At 65.8% G+C, this 25622-nt stretch carries 20 protein-coding genes and 1 tRNA gene; 16 read left to right on the forward strand and 5 right to left on the reverse strand.

Going from position 1 to position 25622, the window contains the following annotated elements; translation table 11 throughout:
- The first annotated feature begins 44 nt into the window (after positions 1–44).
- The 12 genes from GYH26_RS03685 to GYH26_RS03740 all read left to right on the forward strand — a co-directional run bounded on the left by GYH26_RS03685 (position 45) and on the right by GYH26_RS03740 (position 16389).
- Positions 45–1013, forward strand: coding sequence for a YihY/virulence factor BrkB family protein (locus GYH26_RS03685; protein ID WP_161540537.1), 969 nt, complete (start codon positions 45–47; stop codon positions 1011–1013).
- Positions 1010–3118, forward strand: coding sequence for a BamA/OMP85 family outer membrane protein (locus GYH26_RS03690; protein WP_161540538.1), 2109 nt, complete (start codon positions 1010–1012; stop codon positions 3116–3118). Before GYH26_RS03685 ends, GYH26_RS03690 begins: the two co-directional genes overlap by 4 nt.
- Positions 3119–3131: 13 nt before the next feature.
- Positions 3132–8249: a translocation/assembly module TamB gene (locus GYH26_RS03695; RefSeq protein WP_161540539.1), complete on the forward strand. Its 5118-nt coding sequence runs from the start codon at positions 3132–3134 to the stop codon at positions 8247–8249.
- Positions 8239–9048: an MlaE family ABC transporter permease gene (locus tag GYH26_RS03700; protein WP_161540540.1), complete on the forward strand. Its 810-nt coding sequence runs from the start codon at positions 8239–8241 to the stop codon at positions 9046–9048. The genes GYH26_RS03695 and GYH26_RS03700 overlap by 11 nt, the downstream gene beginning before the upstream one ends.
- 28 nt (positions 9049–9076) lie before the next feature.
- On the forward strand, positions 9077–9853 hold the full coding sequence (locus GYH26_RS03705) for an ABC transporter ATP-binding protein (protein ID WP_054684850.1): 777 nt from the start codon (positions 9077–9079) through the stop codon (positions 9851–9853).
- Positions 9854–9914: 61 nt separating this feature from the next.
- Entirely contained in the window at positions 9915–11003 is a 1089-nt protein-coding gene (locus GYH26_RS03710; protein WP_161540541.1) for an MlaD family protein, read from the forward strand.
- Between the two features lie 10 nt (positions 11004–11013).
- Positions 11014–12282 (forward strand): AI-2E family transporter, encoded by a 1269-nt coding sequence (locus tag GYH26_RS03715; protein WP_242006578.1) that lies wholly within the window; start codon positions 11014–11016, stop codon positions 12280–12282.
- 4 nt (positions 12283–12286) lie between these two features.
- Positions 12287–12583: an RNase P modulator RnpM gene (gene rnpM / locus GYH26_RS03720; protein ID WP_014067672.1), complete on the forward strand. Its 297-nt coding sequence runs from the start codon at positions 12287–12289 to the stop codon at positions 12581–12583.
- Between the two features lie 76 nt (positions 12584–12659).
- Positions 12660–13790 (forward strand): tRNA guanosine(34) transglycosylase Tgt, encoded by a 1131-nt coding sequence (gene tgt, locus GYH26_RS03725; protein ID WP_014067671.1) that lies wholly within the window; start codon positions 12660–12662, stop codon positions 13788–13790.
- Between the two features lie 66 nt (positions 13791–13856).
- On the forward strand, positions 13857–15092 hold the full coding sequence (locus GYH26_RS03730) for a 4-hydroxy-3-methylbut-2-enyl diphosphate reductase (protein WP_014067670.1): 1236 nt from the start codon (positions 13857–13859) through the stop codon (positions 15090–15092).
- A gap of 6 nt (positions 15093–15098) precedes the next feature.
- On the forward strand, positions 15099–15839 hold the full coding sequence (locus GYH26_RS03735) for a class I SAM-dependent methyltransferase (protein WP_161540542.1): 741 nt from the start codon (positions 15099–15101) through the stop codon (positions 15837–15839).
- Positions 15817–16389 (forward strand): hypothetical protein, encoded by a 573-nt coding sequence (locus GYH26_RS03740; RefSeq protein WP_014067668.1) that lies wholly within the window; start codon positions 15817–15819, stop codon positions 16387–16389. Before GYH26_RS03735 ends, GYH26_RS03740 begins: the two co-directional genes overlap by 23 nt.
- Before the next feature lie 292 nt (positions 16390–16681).
- Here the strand turns inward: GYH26_RS03740 and GYH26_RS03745 are convergent, their stop codons facing one another.
- From GYH26_RS03745 to GYH26_RS03755, 3 genes are read right to left on the reverse strand one after another with little or no spacing between them, the layout of a single operon-like run.
- Complete coding sequence (locus GYH26_RS03745) at positions 16682–17791, reverse strand: DUF2914 domain-containing protein (RefSeq protein ID WP_014067667.1); 1110 nt, start codon at positions 17789–17791, stop codon at positions 16682–16684.
- Between the two features lies 1 nt (position 17792).
- On the reverse strand, positions 17793–18356 hold the full coding sequence (locus GYH26_RS03750) for a DUF2480 family protein (protein ID WP_014067666.1): 564 nt from the start codon (positions 18354–18356) through the stop codon (positions 17793–17795).
- Positions 18357–18369: 13 nt separating this feature from the next.
- Entirely contained in the window at positions 18370–19533 is a 1164-nt protein-coding gene (locus tag GYH26_RS03755; protein WP_161540543.1) for a cysteine desulfurase family protein, read from the reverse strand.
- Positions 19534–19755: 222 nt separating this feature from the next.
- Here GYH26_RS03755 and GYH26_RS03760 point away from each other — a divergent pair, with 222 nt between their 5' ends.
- Positions 19756–20796, forward strand: a complete 1041-nt coding sequence (locus GYH26_RS03760) for an alpha/beta hydrolase family protein (protein ID WP_242006579.1) — start codon at positions 19756–19758, stop codon at positions 20794–20796.
- A complete protein-coding gene (locus tag GYH26_RS03765; protein ID WP_014067663.1) occupies positions 20793–21278 on the forward strand; it encodes a GNAT family N-acetyltransferase in 486 nt (161 codons plus the stop codon). The genes GYH26_RS03760 and GYH26_RS03765 overlap by 4 nt, the downstream gene beginning before the upstream one ends.
- Before the next feature lie 18 nt (positions 21279–21296).
- Here the strand turns inward: GYH26_RS03765 and GYH26_RS03770 are convergent, their stop codons facing one another.
- On the reverse strand, positions 21297–22349 hold the full coding sequence (locus tag GYH26_RS03770; RefSeq protein ID WP_161540545.1) for a peptidylprolyl isomerase: 1053 nt from the start codon (positions 22347–22349) through the stop codon (positions 21297–21299).
- 159 nt (positions 22350–22508) lie between these two features.
- On the opposite strand from GYH26_RS03770, the gene GYH26_RS03775 reads away from it, so the two are divergent.
- Positions 22509–22584: transfer RNA gene (locus GYH26_RS03775), tRNA-Glu, on the forward strand.
- Positions 22585–22678: 94 nt separating this feature from the next.
- Entirely contained in the window at positions 22679–23152 is a 474-nt protein-coding gene (locus GYH26_RS03780) for a hypothetical protein (RefSeq protein ID WP_161540546.1), read from the forward strand.
- A 64-nt stretch (positions 23153–23216) separates the two neighbouring features.
- On the opposite strand, the gene GYH26_RS03785 is transcribed toward GYH26_RS03780, so the two are convergent.
- The gene (locus tag GYH26_RS03785) at positions 23217–25442 is read right to left on the reverse strand and encodes a DUF5666 domain-containing protein (protein WP_161540547.1); all 2226 of its coding nucleotides are present in this window, start codon (positions 25440–25442) and stop codon (positions 23217–23219) included.
- Positions 25443–25622: the final 180 nt, after the last annotated feature.

A 25622-nucleotide genomic window follows, 5' to 3' on the forward strand; every position in this document is an offset into this window, starting at 1 on the left:
CCCTGGCGTTGTGCGGTCCCCCCAGAACCCGGCCTGTTTCCGGCATGCAACTTCGATGGGCGGCTTTTCGTGAGGCGTTGCGGCGTATCTGGCGGACCCTGCGCTACTACCTGGTGGGGCTCTACCATCTGCTCGACCGCAAGCCGGTCTTTCTCTGGGCGCAGGCCATCGCCTTCAAGGTGCTGGTGACGATCGTGCCCGTGCTCGTGCTGGCAACCGGTCTGCTGGGCCGTATCCTGCGTCAGGAGCGTCCCTTTCAAACCGTGGCCCGTTTCATCCGAGACTTTCTGCCGCCCTATCAGAGCGACCAGCTCATTCAGTTTCTGGAGCAGCTCCAGCGGGCCAGCGGCACCTTCACCATCATCGGTATTCTGGGCCTGCTCTACGCCACGATGACGCTCTTCACCACGCTGCGCGGCGTGCTCAGCCAGGTGTTCGACGAGCCCTGGCATCAGGGGCGCTCCATCCTGCGCGGGTATCTGTTCGATCTGCGCATGATGGTGCAGGTCGGCGGACTGTTTCTGCTGACGTTCGGCGTTTCGCTGACGATTCAGGCGATCAACGTGGCCGGTCTGGAATGGCTGCAGCGGCTGCACCTGGACTACATGTGGGTGCAGGAAGGATGGCGGCGCATCCTCCAGGTGCTGGGCCTGCTCATTCCCTATCTGCTCAGCCTGGCCATGTTCTTTCAACTCTACTACTTTACACCGAAGCCCCGGCCGCCCGTCAAGGGCGCCCTGCTCGGTGCCGTCGTGGCGGCGCTGCTCTGGGAAGCGGCCAAGACCGCGTTCGCCTTTTACGCGGCCCGCTCCACGTTTTTTGAACGCTTCGCGAATAGCGGCATTTCGGCGATCGGGCACGTCTTCGGCCTGATCCTGGCCTTCGGTTTCTGGGTGTATTATTCGGGCGTGGTGTTTATCCTGGGGGCGTTGCTGGTGCTGCTCTACGAAAAACACCAGCGCGACCGGAAGGAAATGCCGGCTACCACCGTAATTTCTGAAGTGGACGCATGAAGCGCGGGCGTTGTCGGATCGGGATCGTCGCGGCACTGCTGCTGGGGCTGGTGCGGCCGCTCATGGCGCAGGCGCCGCTGTGGTTGGTCAACGAGCGCACCACGATCCGGACCATTTCGTTTCGGTTCGTGGACACGAAAAGCTTCGAGGAGGACCAGCTCCGGGAGCAGATGGTGCTGCGGGCACCCTCGTGGTGGGATCGCGTCAAAGGCTGGCTGCCGTTCGTCTCGCCGGCCCGTTATCCGTTCGATCCGATCGAACTGGCCCGCGACGTGGTGCGACTTCGCCGCTTTTATGCCCGCAACGGCTTTCTGCATACGGAGATCACCTATCCGGCCTCGCAGCTCGACACCGTACGCAACCAGATCCACATCGTGCTGAGCATTCGCGAAGGGCCGCCGCTCGTCATCCAGGACGTGGGCTTCTTCGATCCGGAGGGACGCTATCTGGTGACCACGCTCGATCCGGAGCTGCGGGAGCGATGGCGTCGATTTCGGGATCAGATCGCCTTTCGGGTGGGCGACCGCTACACTGAAGCGCGGCGCGTGGAGATTCAGGACGCCGTGCTGAACTGGTTTCGCGACCGGGGCTATGCCTTTGCACGCGTGCGTTCCGACGCCCGTATCGATTCGACCTTCAACACGGTGGACCTGCGCTTCGTGGTGGACACGGGGCCGCGCGGCTATTTTTCGGAAATTCAGATCGAAGGCAATCGGCGGGTGAGCGATCGGGTACTGCGCCGGGAGCTGCCGTTCCGCGAAGGCGATGTGTTCGCGCAGCGTAAGGTGGTGGAAGGACAGCGCCAGCTGTTCGGGCTGGAGATCTTCCGCGTGGCGCTGGCCGACATCCCGCCGCAGCCACGCGACAGCACGGTGACCGTACGCTACCGGGTGGCCGAGTCGGCGCTGCGTTTTCTGGTGCTGCAGGGCGGCTTTGGCCGCAGCGAGGGGCTCGGGGCCGAGGTGCGCTGGACGCATCGCAACTTTCTGGGCGATGCCCGCACGCTGACGCTGAACCTGGCGGCGCAGACCGGCCTGCTGGCCCGTCGGGGACCGGGCACGCCACCCCCCCGGCTGTTTCGCTTCAGCGCGCTGTTTCGCCAGCCCTATCTGTTTTCGCGGCGGATGGAGCTGCTGCTCTCACCCTTCCTGGAGTATCAGCGCGATCCGCTGCTGGAAGACAGCGACGAGCCGCTCCAGATCAACACGCGCGAGTTCGGTCTGAACACCACGCTGTTTTATGAAATCTATCCGTTTCGCACCGTTACGTTGCAGCACGCCTTCAGCCGGGCGCTGCAGCTCACGCAGCAGCGGCGCGACACGACGAGCACGCGCGACCTGTTCGACAAAAGCATCCTGTCGCTGACGGCCACCTTCGGCCGCACGAACAACTACTTCAATCCCCGACGCGGCTATCTCGTCCGACCGTTCGCCGAGCTGGGCGGCGGACTCATCGGCTCGGAGATCGAATACTATCGGTTGGGAGCCGAGCTGACGGGCTACCTGCCGCTTACGCGTCGGAGCGTGCTGGCCGGCCGCCTGCTCTTTGGACGGCTGGAGCCGCTGGGACGCAGCCGCGAGGCGCTGGCCGGCCGTCTGGGGCGCGCCGATAGCCTGCGCTACGAGAATCGCTTCGACCCGATCCTTTTCTACGCGGGCGGTAGCAGCGACGTGCGTGGCTGGGGACTGCAACAGCTCGGACCGAAAGTAACCCGTCTGCAGATCAGCGACGGTGATACGACGATCTACTACGAGCCGATCGGGGGCAACCGGAAGCTGTTGCTGAACCTGGAGCTGCGCTTTGGCCTGCCGGGACTCGGCAGCGACTGGCAGGGCGCCGCCTTTCTCGATGGCGGCCAGCTCGGCCAGGATCGGCTGGTGCTGCGCACGACGGCTTTCCGATGGGCGGCCGGTCTGGGCGTGCGTTACCAGACGCCTGCCGGTTTTATCCGGCTCGATCTGGCCTACAAGCTCAATCCGAGCTACGAGGACCTGCGCGATCCGGCCGACGTGTACCGCTACCGCCAGGGATTGACGGATCGCCCTCCGGAGGTCCACTGGCAACGCCGCCTGCGGTTGCACCTGAGCATCGGCCAGACGTTCTGAAACGCGCCGGCACATGGAACCCACCTCGTCCATAACGCCTGCACGTCGGTGGCTGCGCCGCATCGGATGGGCGCTGCTTCTGGTGATCGGCACGCCGATCGTGCTGGTCGGGCTGCTTCTGCTGGTGCTGCAGACGTCGTGGGGTGCCGAGCAGGTGCGTCGGCTGATCGAACGTCAGGTGAACGCGCAGCTTCAGGGTGGACGGCTGGAGATCGGGGCGCTGCGGGGTAACTTCGTGCGCACGCTGGCACTCTACGACGTCGCCCTGCGCGACGCGTCCGGACGTGCGCTGCTGGCGCTGGATTCGCTCGAAATAGCCTACGTGCCCGAGGCGTTGCTTTTCGACCGGCGTGTACATCTGCGGCGGGTGCGCCTGATCCGTCCGCGCCTGGAGCTGACGCAGCAACCCGACAGCACCTGGGACCTGCTGCGTCTGTTCGGCACGGCACCCGACACGACCGCAAAGGAAACGGGAGCCGGTGCCGTCCTGGACATCTGGATCGACCACTTGGCGCTGCGCGACGGGACGGCGGCCCTGCACTTCCACACGCCCCGTGCCGACTCGACCTGGCATTTGCACCGGCTCGACGTGCAGCTCGACACGCTGCGATTGCCACCGGAAGGCTGGCCCGCGTTCTCGGTGCGCACGCTGAAAGCGGTGCTGCAGCCGCCCGGCGCTCCCGACTCGGTGCACGTCCTCACCCGACTGGCGCTGCGCGAGCGGCGCTTCCGGCTCGACACGCTGCGCGTATGGTCCGCCAGCAGCCGGGTGACCGGTGGCGGGACGCTGCTGCTCCCGGCCGATACGGGACAAATCGAAGCGGTGCAGTTCCGGCTGGAAGCGCAGCCGCTGGCCCTCTACGACCTGACGCCGTTCGTGGCGGTCCCGGATCCCGGTCGGACGCTCGCGGGCTTCGTGACCGTGCAGGGCAGCGGCCGTCTGCTGCAGGCGCAGGCCGAACTGCGTACCGGCACGGGTGGCGAACTGGCACTGGCGGCCACGTTCACGCCGTTGCTGGACGATTCGGTGCGCTATCGGGCCGACGTGCAGGTGCGACGGCTGGACCCGGCTTTCTTCGGCGGACCGGCGGGCCGCCTCGATCTGCAGCTCCGGGCCGACCTGCAGGGACCGTCGCTGGAGGCGCTGGACGGCGAGGCCAGGCTCGACGTGTCGGAGGCGCGACTGGGCGCCTACCGACTGGATCCCACCCGGCTTCAGGTGCGCTTCGTGGAGGGCGAAGGCCGATTGACGGCACAGACCGGTCTGCGCGGCGCCCGGCTGCAACTGGACGGCCGGGGGCGTCCGTTCGACCCGACGCCCACCTATCGCCTGGATGGTCTGCTGCAGAACCTGAACCCGGCCCGCTTCCTGTCCGACACGAGCTGGACGGGACAACTGAACCTGGCCTTTCAGCTGGAGGGCGAAGGGGCGACGCGGCTGGACGGGCGGCTCATGCTGCAGCCTTCACGGTTGAACCGGGCGGCGATCGACAGCGGGCAACTGGCCGTACACCGGCGGGGCGACACGCTCCGCTTTGCGCTGGAGGCGACGCTGGCCGGAGGCCGCCTGCAGGGACGCGGGCGATTGGCCGGCGCCTCGACGCCTTCCTACGAGGTGGAGCCCTTCGTGCTGGAGCGAATCGACGTGGCGGCCCTGCTGGGCGATACGCTGCACAGCGCGGTCAGCGGTCGACTCCGGCTGCGCGGGAGCGGGACGGCGCCCGAGGCGCTTCGCCTGGAGGCCACGCTCGACCTGGATAGCCTGGTCTATGGCACCTACCGACTGGCGCCCGTACGCGTGCCCGTCCGGATGGATCGCGGATTGCTAACAGCCACGCCTGAAATCGGGCTGGACGAGGGCTATGTGGCTTTCCGCTTACAGGGACGGCCGATGGCCCGGCGGCCCCGCTGGCAGATCGACCGCGGCCGCCTGGAGCGGGTGAACCTGGCCGCCGTGATACCGGACTGGTCTTCGGTGCTGAACGGCTCGTTCGAAGGATTTTACCGGGGCGCGACGTCGGCCGATGCGGAAGCCGAGCTGGTGCTGCAACTGGAGGACTCCCGGCTCAACGCACAGCCACTGGAAGCGGCCACGCTGAACGCCACGCTGCGGCGCGGGCTGCTGACGCTGGCAACCCGGGCCACCTGGCCCGACGGATCGCTACAGCTGGAGGCGCAGGCCGACTCGCTGACGACCACGCCGGTCTACACGATCGAGCGGCTGGTCTTTCGCGGCGTGGATCTGGCGGCCTGGACCGGGCAGCAGCGGCCCCGAACCCGGCTGAACGGCGTGCTGACGCTGCACGGCCGGGGCATGGAGCCGCGCGCGATGCAGCTCGCCGCAAGGCTGCGGCTCGACGCCTCGCAGGTAAGCGACCGGCCTGTTTCGGGACAGTTCCGCGTGGCCGCCGTGGCCGGACGCTGGCAGCTCGGCGGGCAGATGGGCGTGGCCGACGGACAGGCCCGCTTCGACGCCCGACTGCTGCTGGATGGACCTACGCCCCGCTACGCGCTGACGCTTGTGGCCGAGCAGCTCGACCCGATGCCCCTCCTGGGCATCGACACGCTCTCGGCCCGGCTCTCGCTTGACGCCGAGCTGGAGGGCGAAGGCTTTGATCCGGCCACCATGCAGGCTCACGGCCGCCTGCAGAGCGACGGGGCCCACCTCGACGCGCTGGCCGTCGACCGACTGGACGCCCGCTTTTCGATGGCCGAAGGGCTGCTGCGCCTCGATACGCTCCGGCTGGAAAGCAACGTGGCGACGGCGCAGGGCGGCGGCCAGGTGGCACTTGTGGATCCCGAAGGCGTGCGCATGTCGGAACTGACGCTGCAGGTGCAGCTCCATCGGTTGCAGCCGCTGCGACGCCTTGTCGGGGCGCGCCTGCTGGCGCTCGACGGCGGCCGGATCGAAGCCCGCGCTTACGGACGGCCCGGTCAGCTCCGGTTCGAGGGGAGCTGGACGCTCCAGAACCTGATCTACGACGAACTGCGTCTGGTGGAACTCGAGGGCCGCACGGCCGGCGAACTGGACCGGCAGCGTCATCTCTCGAAGGCCGAGATCCGGTCGCAGGTGCATCTGCTGACGCTGGGCACCTTCCAGATCGAAGACGCCCGGGCCGAGCTGCGCTACGACGGCCGGCAGGCCGACTACGAGCTGCGCCTCGATATCGATCGCCGGCATACGGCCCGCCTCGAAGGCCAGGTGCTTCCGGCGGAGCAGGAGATCCGGTTGACGCGGCTCGACATGCGGCTGCACGACGCCCGCTGGCGTCTGCTGCAGCCGGCCACGTTCACCTACGGCGAGGCCTATCGTATTCAGGGCCTGCTGCTCTACACCGAAGCGCAGGATCAGCAGCTCGCGGCCGACGGCGTGATCGACCCGGACGGCATGCAGAGCTTCGTCCTGACGCTCGAACGCTTCCGGCTCGAGACCGTTACCGACCTGTTCGACCTGGCCGGACTGGGCGGTGCGCTCAGCGGCACGGTGGACCTGACCGGTCCGGCTGCGGCGCCGCGGCTCGGCGGGCAGCTTCTGCTCGATCTGACCTCGGAAGGGCGGTCGGTGGGCGATCTACAACTGAATTTGCAATACGACAGCCTGCGGCTGCAGGTGGACGCCCGGCTCCAGCACCGGGCCGATGCCAGCACGATGACGCTACGCGGCACGGTTCCGATGGATCTCCGGCTACAGGTGCCGCCCGATGCGCCGCCGTTCGATCCGAACCAGGCACCGCTCGATCTGACGCTGGCCGCCGATACGTTCGCCATCGCCTGGATCGAGCCGTTTCTGGATCCCGAGATCCTCCGCGACGTGCGAGGCCGTCTGGCCGGACGTGTTCATATCGGCGGCACGCTGGCTGCTCCACGGCTCGAGGGCCAGGCCCGGCTTTTCGACGGGGCCGTCTATCTTCCCGAGCTGGGCGTCACCTACCGCGACATCCGGGCCGAAGCCCACATGGAAGGCAATCGGATCATCCTGACCGCCTTCGAACTGCAATCGGGCGGTCGCCTCGCCGGCAGCGGCACCGTCGAACTCGAGGCGCTCACGCTGGGCACGCTCGACCTGCGCATGCGGGCCCGCTCGTTCCTGGCCGCCGACAACCGCGCCTATCGCACCGTCCTTTCCGGAACGCTCCGGCTGACCGGCACGACCGAACGGCCCGAAATCGAAGGCGACCTGCAGGTGGTCAGCGCCGACATCTACCTGATCGAGCAGACCACGGTGGCCGACCTGGAACCAGTCCAGCTCTCCGAAGCCGACCTGCAGATGCTGCGTCAGTATTTCGGCGTGCGCATTACCGAAGAGGACACGACCACCTTCGACTTCTATGAAGCCTCGCGCATGCGCCTGAACCTGCGCATGGAACGCGACGTGTGGCTGCGCTCGAATGCCAACCCCAAGATGAACGTGCAGTTCACGGGCACGCTCACCGTCCAGAAGGAGCCCTATCAGGATCTGCAGCTCTTCGGGACGATCGAGGTGATCCCGGAGCGCAGCTACATCGTGCAGTTCGGCAAACGGTTCGAGATTACGGAAGGAACGCTGTCGTTCAACGGGCCGGCCGACGATCCGGAACTCAACCTGAAAGCCCGCTACGTGGTGCCCTCCCGTGAGGATCAATCCAGCCAGGTCACGATCCTGCTCTCGGTCAGCGGACGGCTGGACCGGCTCAACCTGGAGTTTTCGTCCGAGAACCCTTCGGGTCTCGAATTGCCGGACATCATCTCGTACATTGTCTTCGGCCGACCGGCCGGGCAGGCGCTCGCCTCGCTGGCGCCCGGTAGCAACGGAGCCGGCGGTGGATTGCTGGGCCGCGGAGCCGGTCTGGCACTTGGCCAGCTGGCCGGCGTCGTCGAGGGACTGGCCGGCGAAGAACTCGGACTCGACGTGGTCGAGATCGAACCCGACGGGTTGCAGGGCGCCAAGCTGACCGTCGGCAAGTACGTCTCGCCGCGGCTGTTTGCCGCCGTCAGCCGGCCGATCGCCTTCGGCAACAATGCGGCCACGCAACGAACCGAAGTCTACACGGAGTTCACCGTCGAATACACGATCTTCGACGCGATGATCGTGCGCGTGACCAGCCAGGGAACGACCATGCGGATTAACCTGCTGTGGCGCTATGCCTACTGAGTCGGAAGCGCTCGACATCCCGAAGCGTCCACCTGAGCGCATCGGCCGCGCGTTTTTCGAGAAAGCCGGTGGGCTGGTGCTGTTCATGGGCCGCTTCTTCCGGGACGTGTGGCGGCCGCCCTACGAGGTGCGTGAGCTGATCAACCAGATGGACGAAGCCGGCTCGAAGAGTTTCATCCTGACGGCCGTTACGGGCATTGCCATCGGTGTGGTGTTGGCCATGCAGAGCCGGGGCACGCTCGCCCGCTTCGGGGCCGAGGCGGTGCTACCCAACATGCTGGCGCTGTCGGTCTTCAAAGAGATCGGGCCGGTCATCACGTCGCTGGTGCTGGCCGGGCGCCTCGGGGCAGGGATGGCTGCCGAGATCGGCTCGATGCGCGTGACCGAGCAGATCGACGCGCTGGAGGTGGCCGCCCTCAGGCCCTTTCACTATCTGGTCATCACGCGCGTGGTGGCCTGCATCGTGATGTTTCCGGTGCTGACGACCTGGACGAACATGATCGCACTGGCCGGGGGCTACGTCGAGTCGGTCATCTCAGCCGACATGGACTACCGGCTGTTCTGGAACAGCGCTTTTTCGAGCCTGCGCTTTTCGGACCTGATCGTCGATACGCTCAAAACCAGCGTGTTTGGTTTTCTGGTGGGGATCGTAAGCTGCTACCTGGGCTACACGGTGCGGGGTGGCACGCGCGAAGTCGGGCAGGCGGCCATGCAGGCCGTGGTGATCTCGTCGCTGCTGATTCTGCTGGCCGACGTCGTCGTCGTGCGCATTTCGCTGTTCCTTTTCGGGGCGCTGTGAAAGGAGCCAATTCAGGACGATATGCAAGATGCAAGAAGCTCACGCTACCATTGAAGGGATCGAAGCGCCGCCCCCGTCGGAGATCGTGGTGGCATTGCGCGACGTGCACAAGCGATTTGGCGAGCGGGAAGTGCTGCGCGGGGTGTCGCTCGACGTGGAGGAAGGCACGTCGGCCGTGGTGATGGGCGGCTCGGGCACAGGCAAGAGCGTGCTGCTCAAGCACATCGTGCGGCTGCTGGTGCCCGACCGGGGCGCCGTGTGGGTGTTCGGCCAGCGCGTCGATCAGCTCGAAGGCGAAGCGCTCGATCGCCTGCGGCTTTCGATCGGCTACCTGTTCCAGAGCGGTGCGCTGTTCGACTCGATGACCGTCTACGAAAACCTGGACTTCCTGCTGGAGCGGCACACCCGACTCAGCCGGGCCGAGCGCCGCGACCGGATTCTGGAGACGCTCGACTGGGTGGGCCTGCGCCATACGGCCACGCAGTATCCGGCCGAACTGTCCGGCGGCCAGCGCAAGCGCATCGCGCTGGCGCGGGCCATCATCCTGCAGCCGAAACTGCTGCTCTACGACGAGCCGACAACTGGCCTCGACCCGGTCTCGGTCCGCACCGTCTCGGAACTGATCGTACGGCTGCGCGACGAGCGGGGCATTACGTCGATCGCCATCACGCATGACCTGCTCTGCGCGGAAATCATTGCCGACCGGGCGCACTTCCTGCACGAAGGCCGCATCCTGATGAGCGGGACGCTCGACGAGCTACGGCGGTCCGATCACCCCGTGCTGCGCAACTTCTTCGGAACCTGACGAATTCAAACCGCTGCGGCACGGCTTTTTCGGCATAACTGTTCACCAACCGCTTATCGTCATGTCGCGCGAAGCACGGGTCGGACTGCTGGCGCTGGCGGGCATCGCGCTGTTCGTCATCGCACTGTTTGCGATTGCGAACCGCTCGTTTCTGCTGAGCGACACGTTTCTGCTGCGCGCCCGTTTCAACCGGGTGGCCGGGCTGGTACCCGGAGCGCCCGTACAGTTTCAGGGCGTGAACGTGGGGCGCGTCGAGTCGGTGCAGCTGCCGCCGGAGCCGGGCGGACAGATCGAAGTGACGATGGCGATCAAGGAAGAAGCCCGGCGTGTGATCCACATGCGCACGCAGGCGCAGATCAAAAGCGAGGGGCTGGTCGGTCAGCAGATCGTCGTGCTGGTCAATCCGCCGGGCGTGCAGGGCGAGCCGGTTTCGGAGGGCGACCTGATCGTGGGGGTCGATCCGTTCGACCTGTTCGAGATCACGGACCGGGCGCTGGCCTCGGTGCAGCGCTTCGAGGACGCGGCCAACGCCTTCCGTCAGATCATGCTCGACGTGCGGGCCGGCGAGGGCACGCTGGGCAAGCTGATCTACGATCCGACGCTCTACGACGAATTCGTGGCCACCACGAACGAGACGCGGCGCGTGCTGAACAACCTGGCGAACAACGCCGAGGCACTGGTGGCGCTGGCCGAAGAGGCCACCCAGGGCGTACAGTCGATCCTGGACAAGATCGACCGGGGCGAGGGTACGATGGCCCGGATGCTGAACGACCCGGCGCTTTACGAGCGGCTGCTGGCTACGGCCGATACGCTCCGGCTGGTGGCTTCCGACCTGCGGGCCATCACAGGTGCCGCAGAAAACGCGGCCAACTGGGGGGCGCTGGGGGCCTATCGGTTCGCCGAGCTGATGGAAGCGGCCAAGCACAACTGGCTCTTCCGGCGCTACTTCGAGGAGCGCGGCTACATGGAGCGGGCCCCCTTCGAGGTGCGGGAGCGGGCCATCGAACAGGCTTACCGACAACTACAGGCCCGTATGCGTGAGCTGGACGCCTGGGAACGACAATTGCAGGAACGAGAAGCCCGGCTGAAGGCGCTGGAAACGCGCCTATCGGCCCTGGCCGACTCGCTGGCCGGTACCGATAGACGTTGAGCACGGCAACATGACGCCTCCGAAGTTCACGCCGAACGACCTGGAAGAACCGCGGCTGGGGCCGTTCGAGACGCTCCTGCTGGGCGGTGGGCTGGCGCTGTTTCTAGCGCTGCTCTACGAAATGCGGGAGTTTCTGAATCCGCCGCTGATCGCGATCGCCGCCACGATCTTGCTCTGGCCGCTACGCCGGTACCGCTCGGTGCGGGCGCTGCTGCTTTCCGGCGGCTTTCTGCTGCTGTTCTGGCTGCTGAGCCAGCTCCGGGTCGTGCTCATCCCGTTCGTGGTCGCCTACCTGCTGGCCTATCTCTCCAATCCGCTGGTCGATCTGCTGGAACGTCGGCTGCACGTGCCGCGCTGGGTGTCGGCGCTGACCGTCACCGTGCTGGTGGTGGGGGCCCTGGCCGCCATCCTGCTGCTGCTGATTCCGACCATTGTCGGACAGCTCGTCGAACTCATCCGCCAGATGCTCAACAGCGTCGGCGAGCTGCGCCGCTGGCTCTATGAGAATCCCCTGCTGGACCGGCTGGAGGAAGTCCTGCCTATTGATCGACAGGCGTTGATCCAGCAGTTTACCACGTTTCTGCAGCAGCAACTCAACGCGCTTACGCAGAGCCTTCCCGATGCGCTGGCGACCGTCGCGCAGTCGATCGGCTCGCTGCTGGGCGCGCTGACCGTGCTGGCCATTCTGCCCATGCTGATCTTCTACACGCTCAAGGACTACCCGAAGCTGCGGGATGCGCTGATCAGCCTGTTTCCGAAGCACAACGGCCGCCGCGACTACCTGATGTACGCAGGCACCGTGGTGGGCAATTACCTGCGCGGCCAGCTCCTGATCAGCCTGATCGCGGCCTTCAACGTGTCGGTGGCGCTGCTGATTTTCGATGTACCGTTCGGACTCCTGATCGGCCTGCTGGCCGGCGTCCTGAACCTGATTCCCAACCTGGGCGCCGTGCTGACGAACATCATCGCGTTGTTGATTGCCCTGCTGTTCGGCGATCCGCCCCTGCTGGACGCCGTGATCGTGACCGGGGTGCTGCTGGGACAGGGACTGCTGGAAGCCAGCGTGCTCTCGCCCCACATTCTCAGCCACCAAGTGGGGCTGCACCCGGTGCTGATTCTGCTGTCGCTGTTCGTGTTCGGATACTTCCTGGGTGCGTTCGGGCTGCTCATCGCCGTGCCCACGACAGCCATCCTGGTGGGTTTCTATCAGAGCTACCGGGAAGCCCGCGAGAAACTCGCCGGTGCTACGACGCCCGAATCGACCGAGGTAACGGAATAGGGCCATGTCGAAAAAGCACGTGCCCATCCGCTCCTGCGTGGTCTGCCGCACGCGGCGTCCCAAACACGAGCTGGTGCGCATCGTGCGGCGGCCGGACGGACGCGTCGAGCTGGATCCCGAACAGAAAAAACCCGGCCGGGGCGCCTACCTGTGCCCGCAACCGTCTTGCTGGAAACTGAAAGCTGCCCTTCCCCGATTGCAGCGCGCGCTGCGGACCGAATTCGACGCCGAGGCGCGCGCCGCCCTGGCCGCCTGGGCCGAACGCATGCAACAGGCGACTCCGGCCGACGCCGCGACGTAAGGCCGATCCATTTCGTCCCTTGAGGATCCTCTTGCAGCGGGCTGCGTGGAAGGGCGCCGCAGACGCGCAACGCACCATGCGGTTTACGCTGGAACACGTCGATGCGGAAACGCGGGCGCGGGCCGGACGGCTCGAAACGCCTCATGGCGTCGTCGAAACGCCCATGTTCATGCCGGTGGGGACCGTCGGCAGCGTGAAGGCCGTCGGCCCCCGCGAGTTGCGCCGGGACGTGGGCGCGCAGATCATTCTCGGCAACACCTATCACCTCTACCTGCGGCCCGGGCTCGAAGTGCTCCGCCGGGCGGGCGGACTGCATCGTTTCATGGGATGGGACGGCCCCATTCTGACGGATTCGGGTGGCTTTCAGGTTTTTTCGCTGGCCGCGCTGCGCAAGCTCTCGGAAGAAGGCGTCTGGTTTCAGAGCCATCTGGACGGCTCTCGCCACCTGTTCACGCCGGAAAACGTGATCGACTACCAGCGCGTGATCGGGGCCGACATTATGATGGTACTGGACGAGTGTCCGCCGGGCGATGCGTCGCTGGAGGCGGCACGCCGGGCGCACGAGCTGACCCTGCGCTGGGCCGAGCGCAGCAAGCGTCGCTTCGAGGAAACCGCACCGCTCTACGGCTACGAGCAGGTGCTGTTTGCCATCGTGCAGGGCGGCGTATTTCCGGAACTGCGGCGCGAATCGGCCCGGGCGCTGGTGGCGATGGATTTTCCGGGCTATGCCATCGGCGGGCTTTCGGTGGGTGAGCCGACCGAACTCATGTACGCGATGGTGGAAGTGGTGACAGAGATTCTTCCCGCCGACCGGCCCCGCTATCTGATGGGCGTGGGGACGCCCGCCAACCTGCTGGAAAACATCGCGCGCGGCGTGGATCTGTTCGATTGCGTCATGCCCACACGCAACGGCCGCAACGGCACGATCTTCACCACCGAGGGCATCCTGAACATCCGCAACCGGAAGTGGCAGACCGACTTTTCGCCGCTCGATCCGGGACTGGACGGGTACGTCTCGCAGACCTTCACGAAGGCCTACGTGCGCCATCTCTTTCAGGCCGGAGAGATTCTCGGCCTGCAGATCGCCACGATCCAGAACCTGAGTTTTTACCTGTGGCTGATGCGGGAAGCCCGCCGGGCCATTCTGGAGGGGCGCTACCGGAGTTGGATGAACGAAATGCTGCCGCGCATCAGCCGCCGCCTCTGAAACCGAACCGGTCCGGTAACCGGGGCGTTAGAGCGGAGCATTCGCAGCAGGCAATCCACAACGGTCATGCCCCGGCAGTTTGACATCCCGGTTTTTTATCGCAGTCCGATCATCTCGCGCGTCAAGGAGGCCCGCCGCCGCCAGGATCCGCGCAAGAAGGATTTTTCGCCGACGGTGCTGGACTTCGGCCCGGTACGCTTCAAGCTGGCGCGGCATTTCGGGTTCTGCTACGGGGTGGAACAGGCCGTCGAGATCGCCTACCGGGCGCTGGAGGAAAATCCGGGCCGTCGGATTTTTCTGCTCTCGGAAATGATCCACAATCCGCATGTCAACCGCGATCTGGAGCAGCGGGGCGTGCGCTTTCTGCGAACCACGCGCGGCGAGCAGCTCATCCCGTTCGACGTGCTCCGGCCCGACGACATCGTGATCATTCCCGCCTTCGGCACGACGCCCGAGATCGAAGCTGAGCTGGCCGCCCGGGGTGTGGACGTGCGCCGCTACGACACGACCTGTCCGTTCGTCGAGAAGGTCTGGAAACGCAGCAGTCAGCTCGGTCAGCGCGGCTACACGATCGTCATCCACGGCAAACGCTACCACGAGGAGACGCGGGCGACGTTCGCGCGGGCGGCCCGCGAGGCGCCCGTCGTCGTCGTGCGCGACCTGGAAGAGGCGGCCGATCTGGCCCGCGTCATCCGCGGCGAGGCCGACGCTGCGTTCTTCTACGAGCGGTTCCATGACCGCTACTCGGAAGGCTTCGACCCGGAGCGCGACCTGGTGCGCATCGGCGTGGTGAATCAGACCACCATGCTGGCCACCGAGACGCAGGCGATCGCCGAGCTGCTGCGCCAGGCCATGATCGATCGCTACGGACCGGAAAACCTGCATGAACACTTCGCCGACACGAGCGACACGCTCTGCTACGCCACGCACGAAAACCAGCAGGCCACGCGGGCGCTGATCGACTCGGGCGGCGACCTGGCGCTGGTGGTGGGCGGCTACAACTCGTCGAACACGAGCCATCTGGTGGAGCTGTGCGCCGAGCGCATGCCCACCTACTTCGTGAAGGGACCGGAAGAGCTGCTTTCGCCCACGCGCATCCGGCATTACGATCTGGCGCTCGGCGCCGTTCGGGAAACCGAAAGCTGGCTGCCCGCGCACCGGCCCGTCGAGATCGTGCTGACGGCAGGGGCTTCGTGCCCGGACGCATTGCTGGAAGCCGTATTGCAGCGCGTGCTGCGCTGGTTCGAACCGGTGCGACCCGTCGAGGAGGTGCTGGCTCCCTACCTGGAAGCCGTCGCCTGAACGCGCATGGCCTGGTATCAGGAATGGTTTGACCGCGACGAGTACGAACTGGTCTACCACCGGCGCGACGAGCGCGAGGCCGAACAGGTGGTGGACCTGATCGAGCGACTGGTGCGACCGGCGCCGGACAGCGAGATCCTGGATGTAGGCTGTGGGCGTGGACGCCATGCGCGGGTGCTGGCGCGACGGGGGTATCGGGTGACCGGCATCGACGTGGCCGAGCGCGCGCTTCAGATCGCCCGCAAGCGGACCGAGGCCGAGGGGCTGCACAACCTGCTTTTCCTGCAGCACGATATGCGCGAGCCGCTCTGCCGGACCTGCTTCGACGGCGTCGTGAATCTGTTCACGGCCTTCGGCTTTTTCGAAGACGATGCCGATCACCTGCGGGCACTTCAGGCGATGGCGACGGCATTGCGTCCGGGCGGCTGGCTCGTGCAGGATTTTCTGAACGCCGAGTACGTGCAGCGTCACCTGGTGCCGCGCGATCGGTTTCAGCTGGACGGCATCGAGGTGGTGCAGGAACGCTGGATCGAAAACGGGCGCGTCAACAAACGCATCCGCCTGCGTCGAAACGGTATCGAGCAGGTATTCTACGAATCGGTCCGGCTGCTCCGGCTTTCGGATTTTCAGAAGCTGTACCGGGCGGCCGGCCTGAATCTGCAGGCGGTGCTCGGCGACTATGCCGGGCGGCCGTTCACTTCGGAAAGCCCCCGTCTGATTCTCTATGCGCGAAAAGCTGCGGTATAGCTGGGTGCTGGTGCTGGTGGGATTGCTCGGGTGCGATCTGTTCGCGCCGCGCGAGCCCGAAGCGCCCGTCGCCGAAAGTGGCACGTTTTTGCAGCCCGATACACCCGAGCGCGTCGTGGAAAACCTGCAGGCGGCCATCGCCGAACGCAATGCCGGCAACTACGGGCGCTCGCTGGCCGAGGACTTTGCGTTCGTGCCCACGGCTTCGGCGCAGAGCCGCGATCCGGCGCTCTGGGCCGGATGGAATCGGGCGCGGGAGGAGCAGTACTTCACGGCCATGGTGGTGGCCATCACGCCTTCGGCCGCGCCGCAGCTCCAGCTGAGCGACCAGACCGCCAGCTTCGAAAGCGACAGCCGTTACGTGCTGGAGGCCAGCTATCGGCTCACCGTGCCCCACACCCGCCCGGATGCGCCGACCATCGTCGAGGGACGCCTGATCTGGGAAATCACGCAGCAACCGAGTGGACTCTGGGCGCTGTCGCGCTGGACCGACCGCCAGCAGGGCGAAACCCCTTCGTGGAGCGACCTGAAACGCGCCTTCGTGAACTGAATCCGGGTTCGGGCGGACACGGAGGACAGTCCCTACAGAAAATGGCGAATTGAAGTAGGAGCGCACCACAGTGTGTGCCCGGATCATGTCATATGGGATCGCTGATTTACTGGTGCATGAGGAGGCCACACCCCGTGTGGCGGACGTGATCCGGCGGGTATGATCGGGCGGACACAGGGGTCCGCCCCTACGGGATAGGGAAAACGCCAAGGATCTGTAGGGGCGCACCGCAGTGTGCGCCCGTGCTTTCTCACATGCACTATGATTTCCCGGAAATCATATCAGCTGGCGCCTATTCATAGCGGTGGAGGTGGAGCCGCGGTGGCCGTTCGGCCGGAACCAGCTCGAACGGAATCCGCCCCAGCAGACGGCCCGTCTCGGTGCGCACCTCGACGCGCCAGCGACCCGGTTGCACGTGGCGCTTGAACGTGTAGCCCCGGTAGCCGTTGTCGCGGCCGCCCACCACCGCGTAGGCGATGGCGTCCTGCGTGATCCACGCGCGGCGGTCCGGATCGTACCGCTGCCAGACGTGCTGCACGCCCGTGCGCAGCTGCGTCGGCGCAAAAATCGCCGCGAAACAGAAGACCGTGTCGCCTTCGGTGTAATGAAAACGCGGGCTTACCCGCTGCCAGAATCGATACCAGGGGGCCGGCTCGTAATGCAGAAGGTACACGTCGCCTTCGCGGCGCACATGGTGATAGACACCACCTTCGCGCAGGGCCAGTGGGACCGGCGGAATCCAGTTCAGCGCATAGAGTCCGTTCAGCACAAGCACGAGCGCCAGCGCACTCCCAAGTAATGTGGCGGCCTGACGTCCGTGCACCACGCCGCGGCGCCGGAAGAGGTGGACCAGCAGTCCGACCGGTACCAGGCTGAGCAGGCCGGACAGCGCGAAGATCAGATCGGTCATGCGTCGGAGCACCACCGGCACGAAAAAGACGAAAAACGTGAAACTGGCCAGCGTATAGAGGAGCAGCAATACGTACAGGTTGAGCAGACGGCGGTGGATGAACTCGTTGGCGACCAGCAGGGCGACCAGTCCGACGAAAAACAACCAGTGCGCAGGCAACGTGGTGCTCTGGAAATAGAAGACCACGTAGGCACTGAAAAGTGCGCCGAAGAAGAATTGCAGGATGGCCGGAAAGTAGGGCCGAAGGCGCTTCAGGCGGGGCGCGGCCAGTTGCTCGTGCTCGACCAGAACGGCCAGGGCGAGCGCGATCCCCAGAATGAGCAGGTAGCCGAGCAGGATCAGGTTGTCGAGCCAGGCGTCGATGCGCCGCAGCGTGAGCGCATCCCAGGTGACGCCGCCCAGAAAAAATGCCGCCGGAAGCAGATGGCGAAAGCGGCCCAGCCGGGCGTCCAGCCGCTGCTGAAGCGTCTGCACGCGCTGCGTCAGCCCCATCTCACTCCGAACGTTCCGGGAAGGCCGGGCGCACGGCCTGCGCCTGCGGGGTCGGGCGCGCCTCCGGCCGGCGCCAGAGCGGGACCGACGAGCAGGGCTCGCCGTACATCACCTTGCGGGCCACTTCCTGCAGCCGGAGCACCGCCTGCACGTAGGCATCGACCGGCACGATCTTGCTGGCACATCCCTTGACCACCACAATGCGGTCCCGGTACTTCGACCAGTCCTCCCGCTCCAGCGCCCGCACGAAATAGTTGCGCAGCAGGTCTTCCCGTCGTCCGAAGGCCACGGAGCGGGCAATGCCGTGCAGTTTCGTGGCCACGAGCATGTACGCCCAGATGGGGACGATGGCGTCCGTCGAGCAGTAGATGGCCACGTGTTGATCGGCGTACTGCGACCAGTCGTGCGCCTGCACCTGCTGCCGGAAGGGTTTTTCGCGCAGGATCAACCCTTCCTCGAGAAACGGCGCCAGGTCCAGTTCGACGATCGGGCGCTCGTCCCAGAGCGCCTCCAGGTTATAGACGACAATGTCGCTCTGCGCGACGCGGTTGACGATCGGTTCCATGGCCTATAGCAGCTCAGGTGGTTGGCGTGGCGACGGAACGCTGGCGGAGCCGATGTACGGCCGCCGTCAGCTGTTCAAGGGCCTCGTCGATGTCGGCTTCGGTGGTGAAGCGACCCAGACTGATGCGGATGGCGCATTGCGCCTCGGCCTCGCTGAGACCCATGGCACGGAGCACGTGGCTGGGCTTGCCGCGACCCGAGCCGCAGGCGCTGCCGGCCGAAAGGGCCAGCGTGCGCACGGCGGCCAGCAGACGGTCTGCCCGAACGCCCGGGATCGTGATGCTGCTCGTCTGGGGTAGCCGTGGCGCCTGCGCTCCGTTGATGCGGACATCGGACAGGGCGGCCTGCAGTTCGCGCTCCAGCCGATCGCGCAGGTATTGCAGGCGGCGGCTTTCGTCGGCCATTTCCCGGGCGGCCAGTTCGGCGGCCACTCCCATGCCGACGATGGCCGGCACGTTCAGCGTTCCGCTGCGCAGCCCCTGCTCGTGCCCGCCACCGTCCAGCAGGGGCACCAGGCGCAGCGGCGGGCGGCGGCGCACGTAGAGCACGCCGACGCCCTTGGGGCCGTAGAACTTGTGGGCCGAGCAGACCAGCAGATCGATTCCCCCGACCGATACCGGAATCTTCCCCACGGCCTGCGTGGCATCGACCAGGAGCGGCACACCGTGGGCCCGTGTGCGCCGGGCGATCTCCTCGATGGGGTGCAGCACGCCCGTTTCGTTGTTGGCCCACATGACGGCCGCCAGGACGGTCTGCGGCGTCAGCGCCGCTTCCAGCGCGTCCGGATCCAGCCGTCCCTGCGCATCGACGGGCAGATAGGTCACCTGCCAGCCCCGGCGTTCCAGGGTCCGGCAGGCTTCGAGCACGGCCGCGTGCTCGGTCTGGACCGTCACGATATGCTGCCCCCGATGCCGGGAAGCCTCGGCCACCCCCTTGATGGCCAGGTTCAGCGCTTCGGTGGCGCCGCTGGTGAAGATCAGGCTTTCCGGATCGGCCCCCAGCAGGGCCGCCACCTGCTCACGGGCCACCTCGACGGCCGCCTCGGCCTCCAGGCCGTGGGTGTGGCCCCTGCTGGCCGGGTTGCCGAAGCGCTCGGTAAAGTACGGCAGCATACGCTCCAGCACCCGCGGATCGACGGGCGTGGTGGCGTTGTAATCCAGATAAACCGGTCGGCGCATGGGAATTTCGTCGGGGAACGGGACTGGAGTTGAAACGGAAGGCCTCGGGGGGAGTTTCGCAGGCAGAACAGAAGCGGCGGCGCCTTGCTGCGAAGACGCCGCCGCCTGTCCGTTCAACCGACCCGGCTGCCATCAGGTTGGTTGTCGAAATAATTTAGACTATATCTAAACAATATGCTGTGCAGATTCGGTGAAAACGTAAAACCGTACCTGGCGGGCAGCGTGTTGCTTCTGGTACTGCTTCTGGCAGCCTGCGGGGAGGTATCGACCGACCTCGAGATCGAGACCGAGCGCATCGTGGCCGGGGTGGACCTGAACCAGCTCTTTGCACCGCCCACGCCGCAGGAACGACAGCAGGTGCTCGACGCGTGGGCGGCCCGCGACGTGTCCGCCCACAACGCGCAGGAGGTTGCCCGGGCTTCGCTTGAACTCGACGGCACGCCTGTGACGCTGCAGATCCTGCACCATACGGTGCAAGGGCAGCGACATGTGGGGGCGGTGGTGGTGCCCGACAGTTTGCAGGCGCCGGCGCCCGTGCTGGTGTGGCTGCACGGCGGCGATGCAGGCGTGCAACTGGAGACCGACGTCTGGCCGCTTGTCGACAGTCTGGACCTGAGCCGCTTCGTGCTGGTGATCCCGGCTTTTCGGGGCGAAGCGCTGGCCTATCAGGGGCTTACCTTTTCGGCCGAGGGCGCGCGCAATCCCTGGGACGGCGACGTGGACGATGCACTGGCTCTGCTCAACGTCGTGCTGGCCCGGGTGCCGATGGCCGATCCGGAGCGTATCGTGGCGTTCGGTATGGATCGCGGGGCTACCGTGGCGTTGCTGATGGCCGTGCGGGACGCGCGTATTCAGGCGGCGATCGGCGCGGCCGGTCTGACGGATTTCTTCGGGGCGTTCATGCAGCAGGTCGTCGAGGAAGCCCTGCGGGGGACGGTCCGGCCCGTGCCGGGACTGGCCGCCTTCAGCGAGCAGGTGCTCGTGCCGCTTCGAGACGGCACGCTCTCGATGGCCGAAGCGCGGTGGGCCCTGCTGCGGCGCTCGCCCGTCTGGTTCGCCGATCGGCTACCGGCGGGTCAGTGGCACCACGGCCGCCAGGATCCGGTAATTCCGGCCTCGGAGGCCGAACGCCTCGCCTCGGTCCGCCCTGTCTCGTTCCAGGTGTACCTGTACGAAAGCGAAGCGCATGAGCTGATCTTGCTGCCCGGCAGCCTGGAGCGCATTCGGGCGTTGCTGGACGAACTGGCAGGCGCGAACTCATGAACGCAGCGACTTTCCATATCCATCCGGTGCGCAACGAAGAGGAATGGGCACAGGCCCGGACCATTCGGGCGCGCGTGTTTATCGAAGAACAGGGCTGTCCGCCCGAGGAGGAGTGGGACGGATTCGACGAAGTGAGCCGCCATTTTCTGGGATGGGTCGGCGGGGTGCCGGTGGCGACGGCACGCTGGCGCGTGGTGCCCTTCAACGAACGTCTGGTGGCCAAGCTGGAGCGCTTTGCCGTGCTGCCGGGATATCGTGGACGGGGCTACGGCCGCGCACTGGTGCAGTACGTGATGGAAGATGCGCGGCGGGCCGGGTTCTCGACGTTGCTGATCCACGCGCAGGCCCATCTGGAGCGTTTCTACGAAAGCCTGGGCTTTCGGAGCACCGGCCATCGCTTCGTGGAAGCTGGCATTCCGCACGTGCAGATGATCTGGCGGGAACAAAAAAGCGCCGACCGGCCGAAGCCGATCGGCGCCTGAGGTGCTGCCATGAAGGAATTATAACTGGGCCTGCACGAGCGCCGGATTGATCCGGACGGTCGCCTTGGCCAGCAATTCTTCGAGCAGGTGCTGCACGGCCTCCTGCTTGCGTTCCTGTAGGAGCTGTTCGCGGGCCTCGGCCGCGTCCATCGGCGTGCCCTGGCGACGCTCCAGCAGGCGGATCAGGTGGTAGCCGAAACGGGTGCGCACCGGTTCGGTCGTCACGTCGCCGGAGTCGCGCAGCGCAAAGGCCGCCTCCTCGAAAGGCTCGACGGTCTCGCCGCGCCGGATGAAACCCAGATCGCCGCCTTCCTGGGCGCTACCGTCCTCACTGTGGCGGCGGGCCATTTCGGCAAAGTCGGCGCCGGCCCGGATGCTGTCGAGCACGGCCTGCGCGCGGGCCTTCACGGCGGCGGCTTCCTCTTCGGAGGCGTTCGGCGCCAGGCGGAAGAGGATGTGCTGCACGTGCACTTCCTCGGCCTGCTGCTGGCGGAACTGCTCGACTTCGTCGTCGGTGGGCGGGGTGGCGCGCGATTCAATCTGTTCCCGGAACGTCCGTTGCCGGACCATCTGCGCGATCATGCCGCGCAGCGAGTCCTCGGTCAACCCGTCCTGCGTCAGCGCTTCTTGGAAGGCTTCGGGACTGGGAAAGCGTGCCCGGATCTGCTCCAGCTCCTGCTCGACGGCGGTCGGATCGGCCTGGATGCCCTGCCGGGCGATCTCACCTTCGACCACGTGGCGTACGATGAAGTCCTCGATGATGCTCTTGTGCACCTCCGGCATTAGCGCCGGGTTCATCTGAATCTGCGGATAGCGCTGCAGAATGAAGCCGAGCTGCTGGCGAAATTCCTCGGCGGTCAGCGTATCGGAGCCGTATTCCGAGGTGACGATGGCCGCCACCGTCGAATCGGACACCGGCGCGCCCACCTGATAGGAGCGATCATCGTCGCCGCTGGTGGCATTGGCTTCGGTATCCTGCGCGCGGCAGCCCAGAAGGAGCAGCAACGTCAGGCTCAGCAGGGCCGGCAGGCGAAGCAGACGGCCTGCGTGCAGCAACAGTGCGGAAAACATAAAAGCAACCTGTTGTGATGGAGGTACGGGGAAAGACAACGGCAGTGCAACGGAGCGCCCGCCGATTAGATCCGGCCGGCGGCGGCTTTCCGCAAAAAAACGTTCAAGCGAAACCCGAAAGTAGCTTTGTGCGTTTGCAGCAGCGGTTTTTCGCTATGTGCCGCGTTCGTCTAGGGGTCTAGGACGCCAGCCTCTCACGCTGGTAACACGGGTTCGAATCCCGTACGCGGTACCAAGCCCGCCGATCAGTCGATCGGCGGGCTTTTTTTGTGCGAACGAAACGGGGTTGTTTTCGTTTTAACTTTTGGAAAAACAGATTTTTTGTGGGGATGGAGAAGCAGCGAGCGAAACAGCCGACCAAAAAAGCGCAGATCCTTTCGCTTTACCGATCCGGCATTCAGAACGTGGAGGATCTGGCGTTGCTGACGGGAAGCCGTCCCAGCTACGTCGGCGCCGTGCTGCGCGAGGCCGGGCTGGCGCCGGGCTACGTGGATCTGTACACGTCGACGCGGCACCCGATGAACGTCTATTCGCGCTACTTTGCCGGCAGGCTGGGCTATCGGGACGTGGAAACGGCCCGTGAGAGTGTGGCCTTGATCGATCAGCTCTATCGGCAGTTTGCCCGCACCGGCGACCGGGCGGGGCAGCACCATGCGATGGTGATGGCGCTGACCATGTTCAACCGGGCGCGCTGGTCGGGCAAGCAGGAGGCGGCCGAGGTCTACCGGCGCTGGCTGCTGCGCCAGTTGCGGACCGCCCGGCCACGCCGTACGGAAAAGCCGGAGAACACCTCGACCGCCTGAACAAAAAAGAAGCCCGGCCCCTGCGGCCGGGCTTCTGTGGGGTGGTGGTTCGGGGGACGCGCGGCTACCGCATCAGCACCATGGAGCGCGTCTGCACCTGGTTGCCCACACGCAGGCGGTAGAGGTACAGACCGCTGGCGGCCGGACGTCCGGCCTCGTCCGTGGCATCCCAGATCACCTCGTGCTGCCCGGGCGACAGCATGCCCTGCACCAGCGTGCGCACCCGCTGCCCGAGCACGTTATAGATTTCCAGCGTGACGGGCTGCGGTGTCGTGCCGCCGAGTGTGAAGCGGATGGTGGTCTGCTGGCGGAACGGATTCGGGTAGCTGGGGGCCAGCTCGAACGTGGCGGGCAGGGCTGAAGGTTCGGCGCTGGTCGTTGAGGGCGTGCCCAGCACCGTCACGTAGTCGGCCGTGTAGGTGGTGCCGGCCGTGGTGGCGCCGGTCTTGCCGGCCGGAGCCGGTCGGCGTCCGTAGACGATCACCTGCTGGCCGGCCTGCACGTCGCTCCAGGCGATGGGCCGCTGGTGCTCGTCCACCACCACGGTCTGCGCGTCGATCAGGAACGTCATCTGTTGCACGACCACGGCATCGGCGCGCACGCTGTCGGCCTGGCCGGTGGCGGCAACGAAGTCCTCCAGCTTGATTTCCAGCGCCACCAGTCCCAGTCCGGGCTGGATCGTCGCTTTCACCTCGACGATCTGGCCGGTCTGCAGGTCGGCCAGCGTGATGGGCGTGCCGTCATGGGCCAGAATCTGCGTGCCGGCATCCACGAAGATCGTCAATCCGGCCACGATCAGGCTGTCGGCACCCAGCGCTTCGATGGTGCCTTTGAATTCCACTTCCTGCGCGTCCTCGCCGGTCAGCACCCGGATCCGCATGGCCCAGTAGGTACCGTCGGGATGCACCACGCCGCGCACGCGCACTACCATGCCCACCTGCAGGTCGCTCAGCGTGGCCTGCTGGCCCTGCGCATCGATCACGTAGATGCCGGGACGGGCATGGAAGACCAGACCCGCCACGGTCAGGGTACTGTCGGTCAGCGCTTCGATGGGACCGCGCACGTCCACGACCGGATGGAACGCTTTGCGCACCTTGATCCTGGTGGCCAGCAGCGTGCCGTCGGGCTGAATCAGCGCCTTGACCTTGACCAGCATGCCCACCTGCAGGTCGGCCAGTGTGAGCGGCCGGTCCCAGGCATCTTCGATCACCGTATTGTTGTTTACCTGGAAGGTCAGACCCCCCACGACCAGGCTGTCGCCGCCGATCGCCTCGATGCGGCCCACCAGTTCAAATTCGTGTTCGTCGACGTCTTCCACTTCGATTTTCAGCGCAAAGAGCAGCTGATGCCGTGGGTCGAAGTAGCCTTTGACCTCGACGAACTGGCCCACCTGCAGGTCGGCAAACGACAGCGGCTGGTCGTCTTCGCCGTGGATGCGCGTCAGGTTGGTCACCCGGAAGGTCAGGCCGCCCACGGTCAGCGTGCTGTCGGTCAGCGCCCGGATGAAGCCCTTGATCTCCACCTTCCGGCGGTGGACTTCTACGTGCGTCTCATTTTTGACTTCGATTTTTGTGGCCAGCAGTTGGCCATTCTGGTCGATTCGGGCCTTGACTTCGACCAGCAGGCCCACCTGCAGATCGGCCAGCGTGAGCGGCTGGTCTTCTTCGCCCTGGATGCGCGTGTGGGCGGTCACCCGGATCCGGAAGTCCCGCACCACCAGAACGGAATCCTGGAGTTGCAGGATGGGCCCGGCAATTTCGATCTCCGGCAGGTCCTCTCCGCCTTCGGCGCCCGGCATTCCGGCCTCGATCTGAAGGGCGATGAACTGTTCGTTCTGGACTTCACCTTCGATTTCCACATAGCGGTCGAGGGCCAGCTCGCCCTCGATTTCGGTCTGGGCGGTCAGCCAGAAGGTGAAGCCCTGCACGACCAGGCTGTCTTCACTCAGGGCGTGGATGCGGCCGCGGGCTTCCACGCGGTCCGGCCGGTCTTCGGCATGCTCCAGCTCGATCTTGTGGGCGTAGTAGAAACCGTCCGAGCCCAGGTAGCCTTCGACCTCCACGCGCTGTCCCACGGTGAGCTGCCCGAAGGGAATGGGCTGCTCCATCGTGTTGTAGATGCGCGTCAGCGCGGTGACCCGGAAGGTGACGCCGTGTAGCGTCAGATCGGCCTCGCCGATCGCCTCGATGCTTCCTTCCAGCGAAACGCCGGGTCGATCGTCGGCGCGGGCGGTGCCTGCCAGCAGTCCCAGCAGCAGGGCTACCGCCAGGGTCGTAGCGATGCGTTGCATGATCGCCTCCATTTGGTTTGGTGAAACACGACACGCGACGCTGAATTGCTGTCGCAACAACGATGCCAGTAACAGATCTGCACAAAATGAGCAGAAAAGCAGTGATTGGGTGCGAAAAGAAGTAATGAGGGGTGTGCAACATGTGCGCACTGCAGTTCAACAAGGATTAAAGGTTGCGCA

It is taken from the genome of Rhodothermus marinus (assembly GCF_009936275.1).
In the GTDB taxonomy this organism is placed as follows: Bacteria; Bacteroidota; Rhodothermia; order Rhodothermales; family Rhodothermaceae; genus Rhodothermus; species Rhodothermus marinus_A.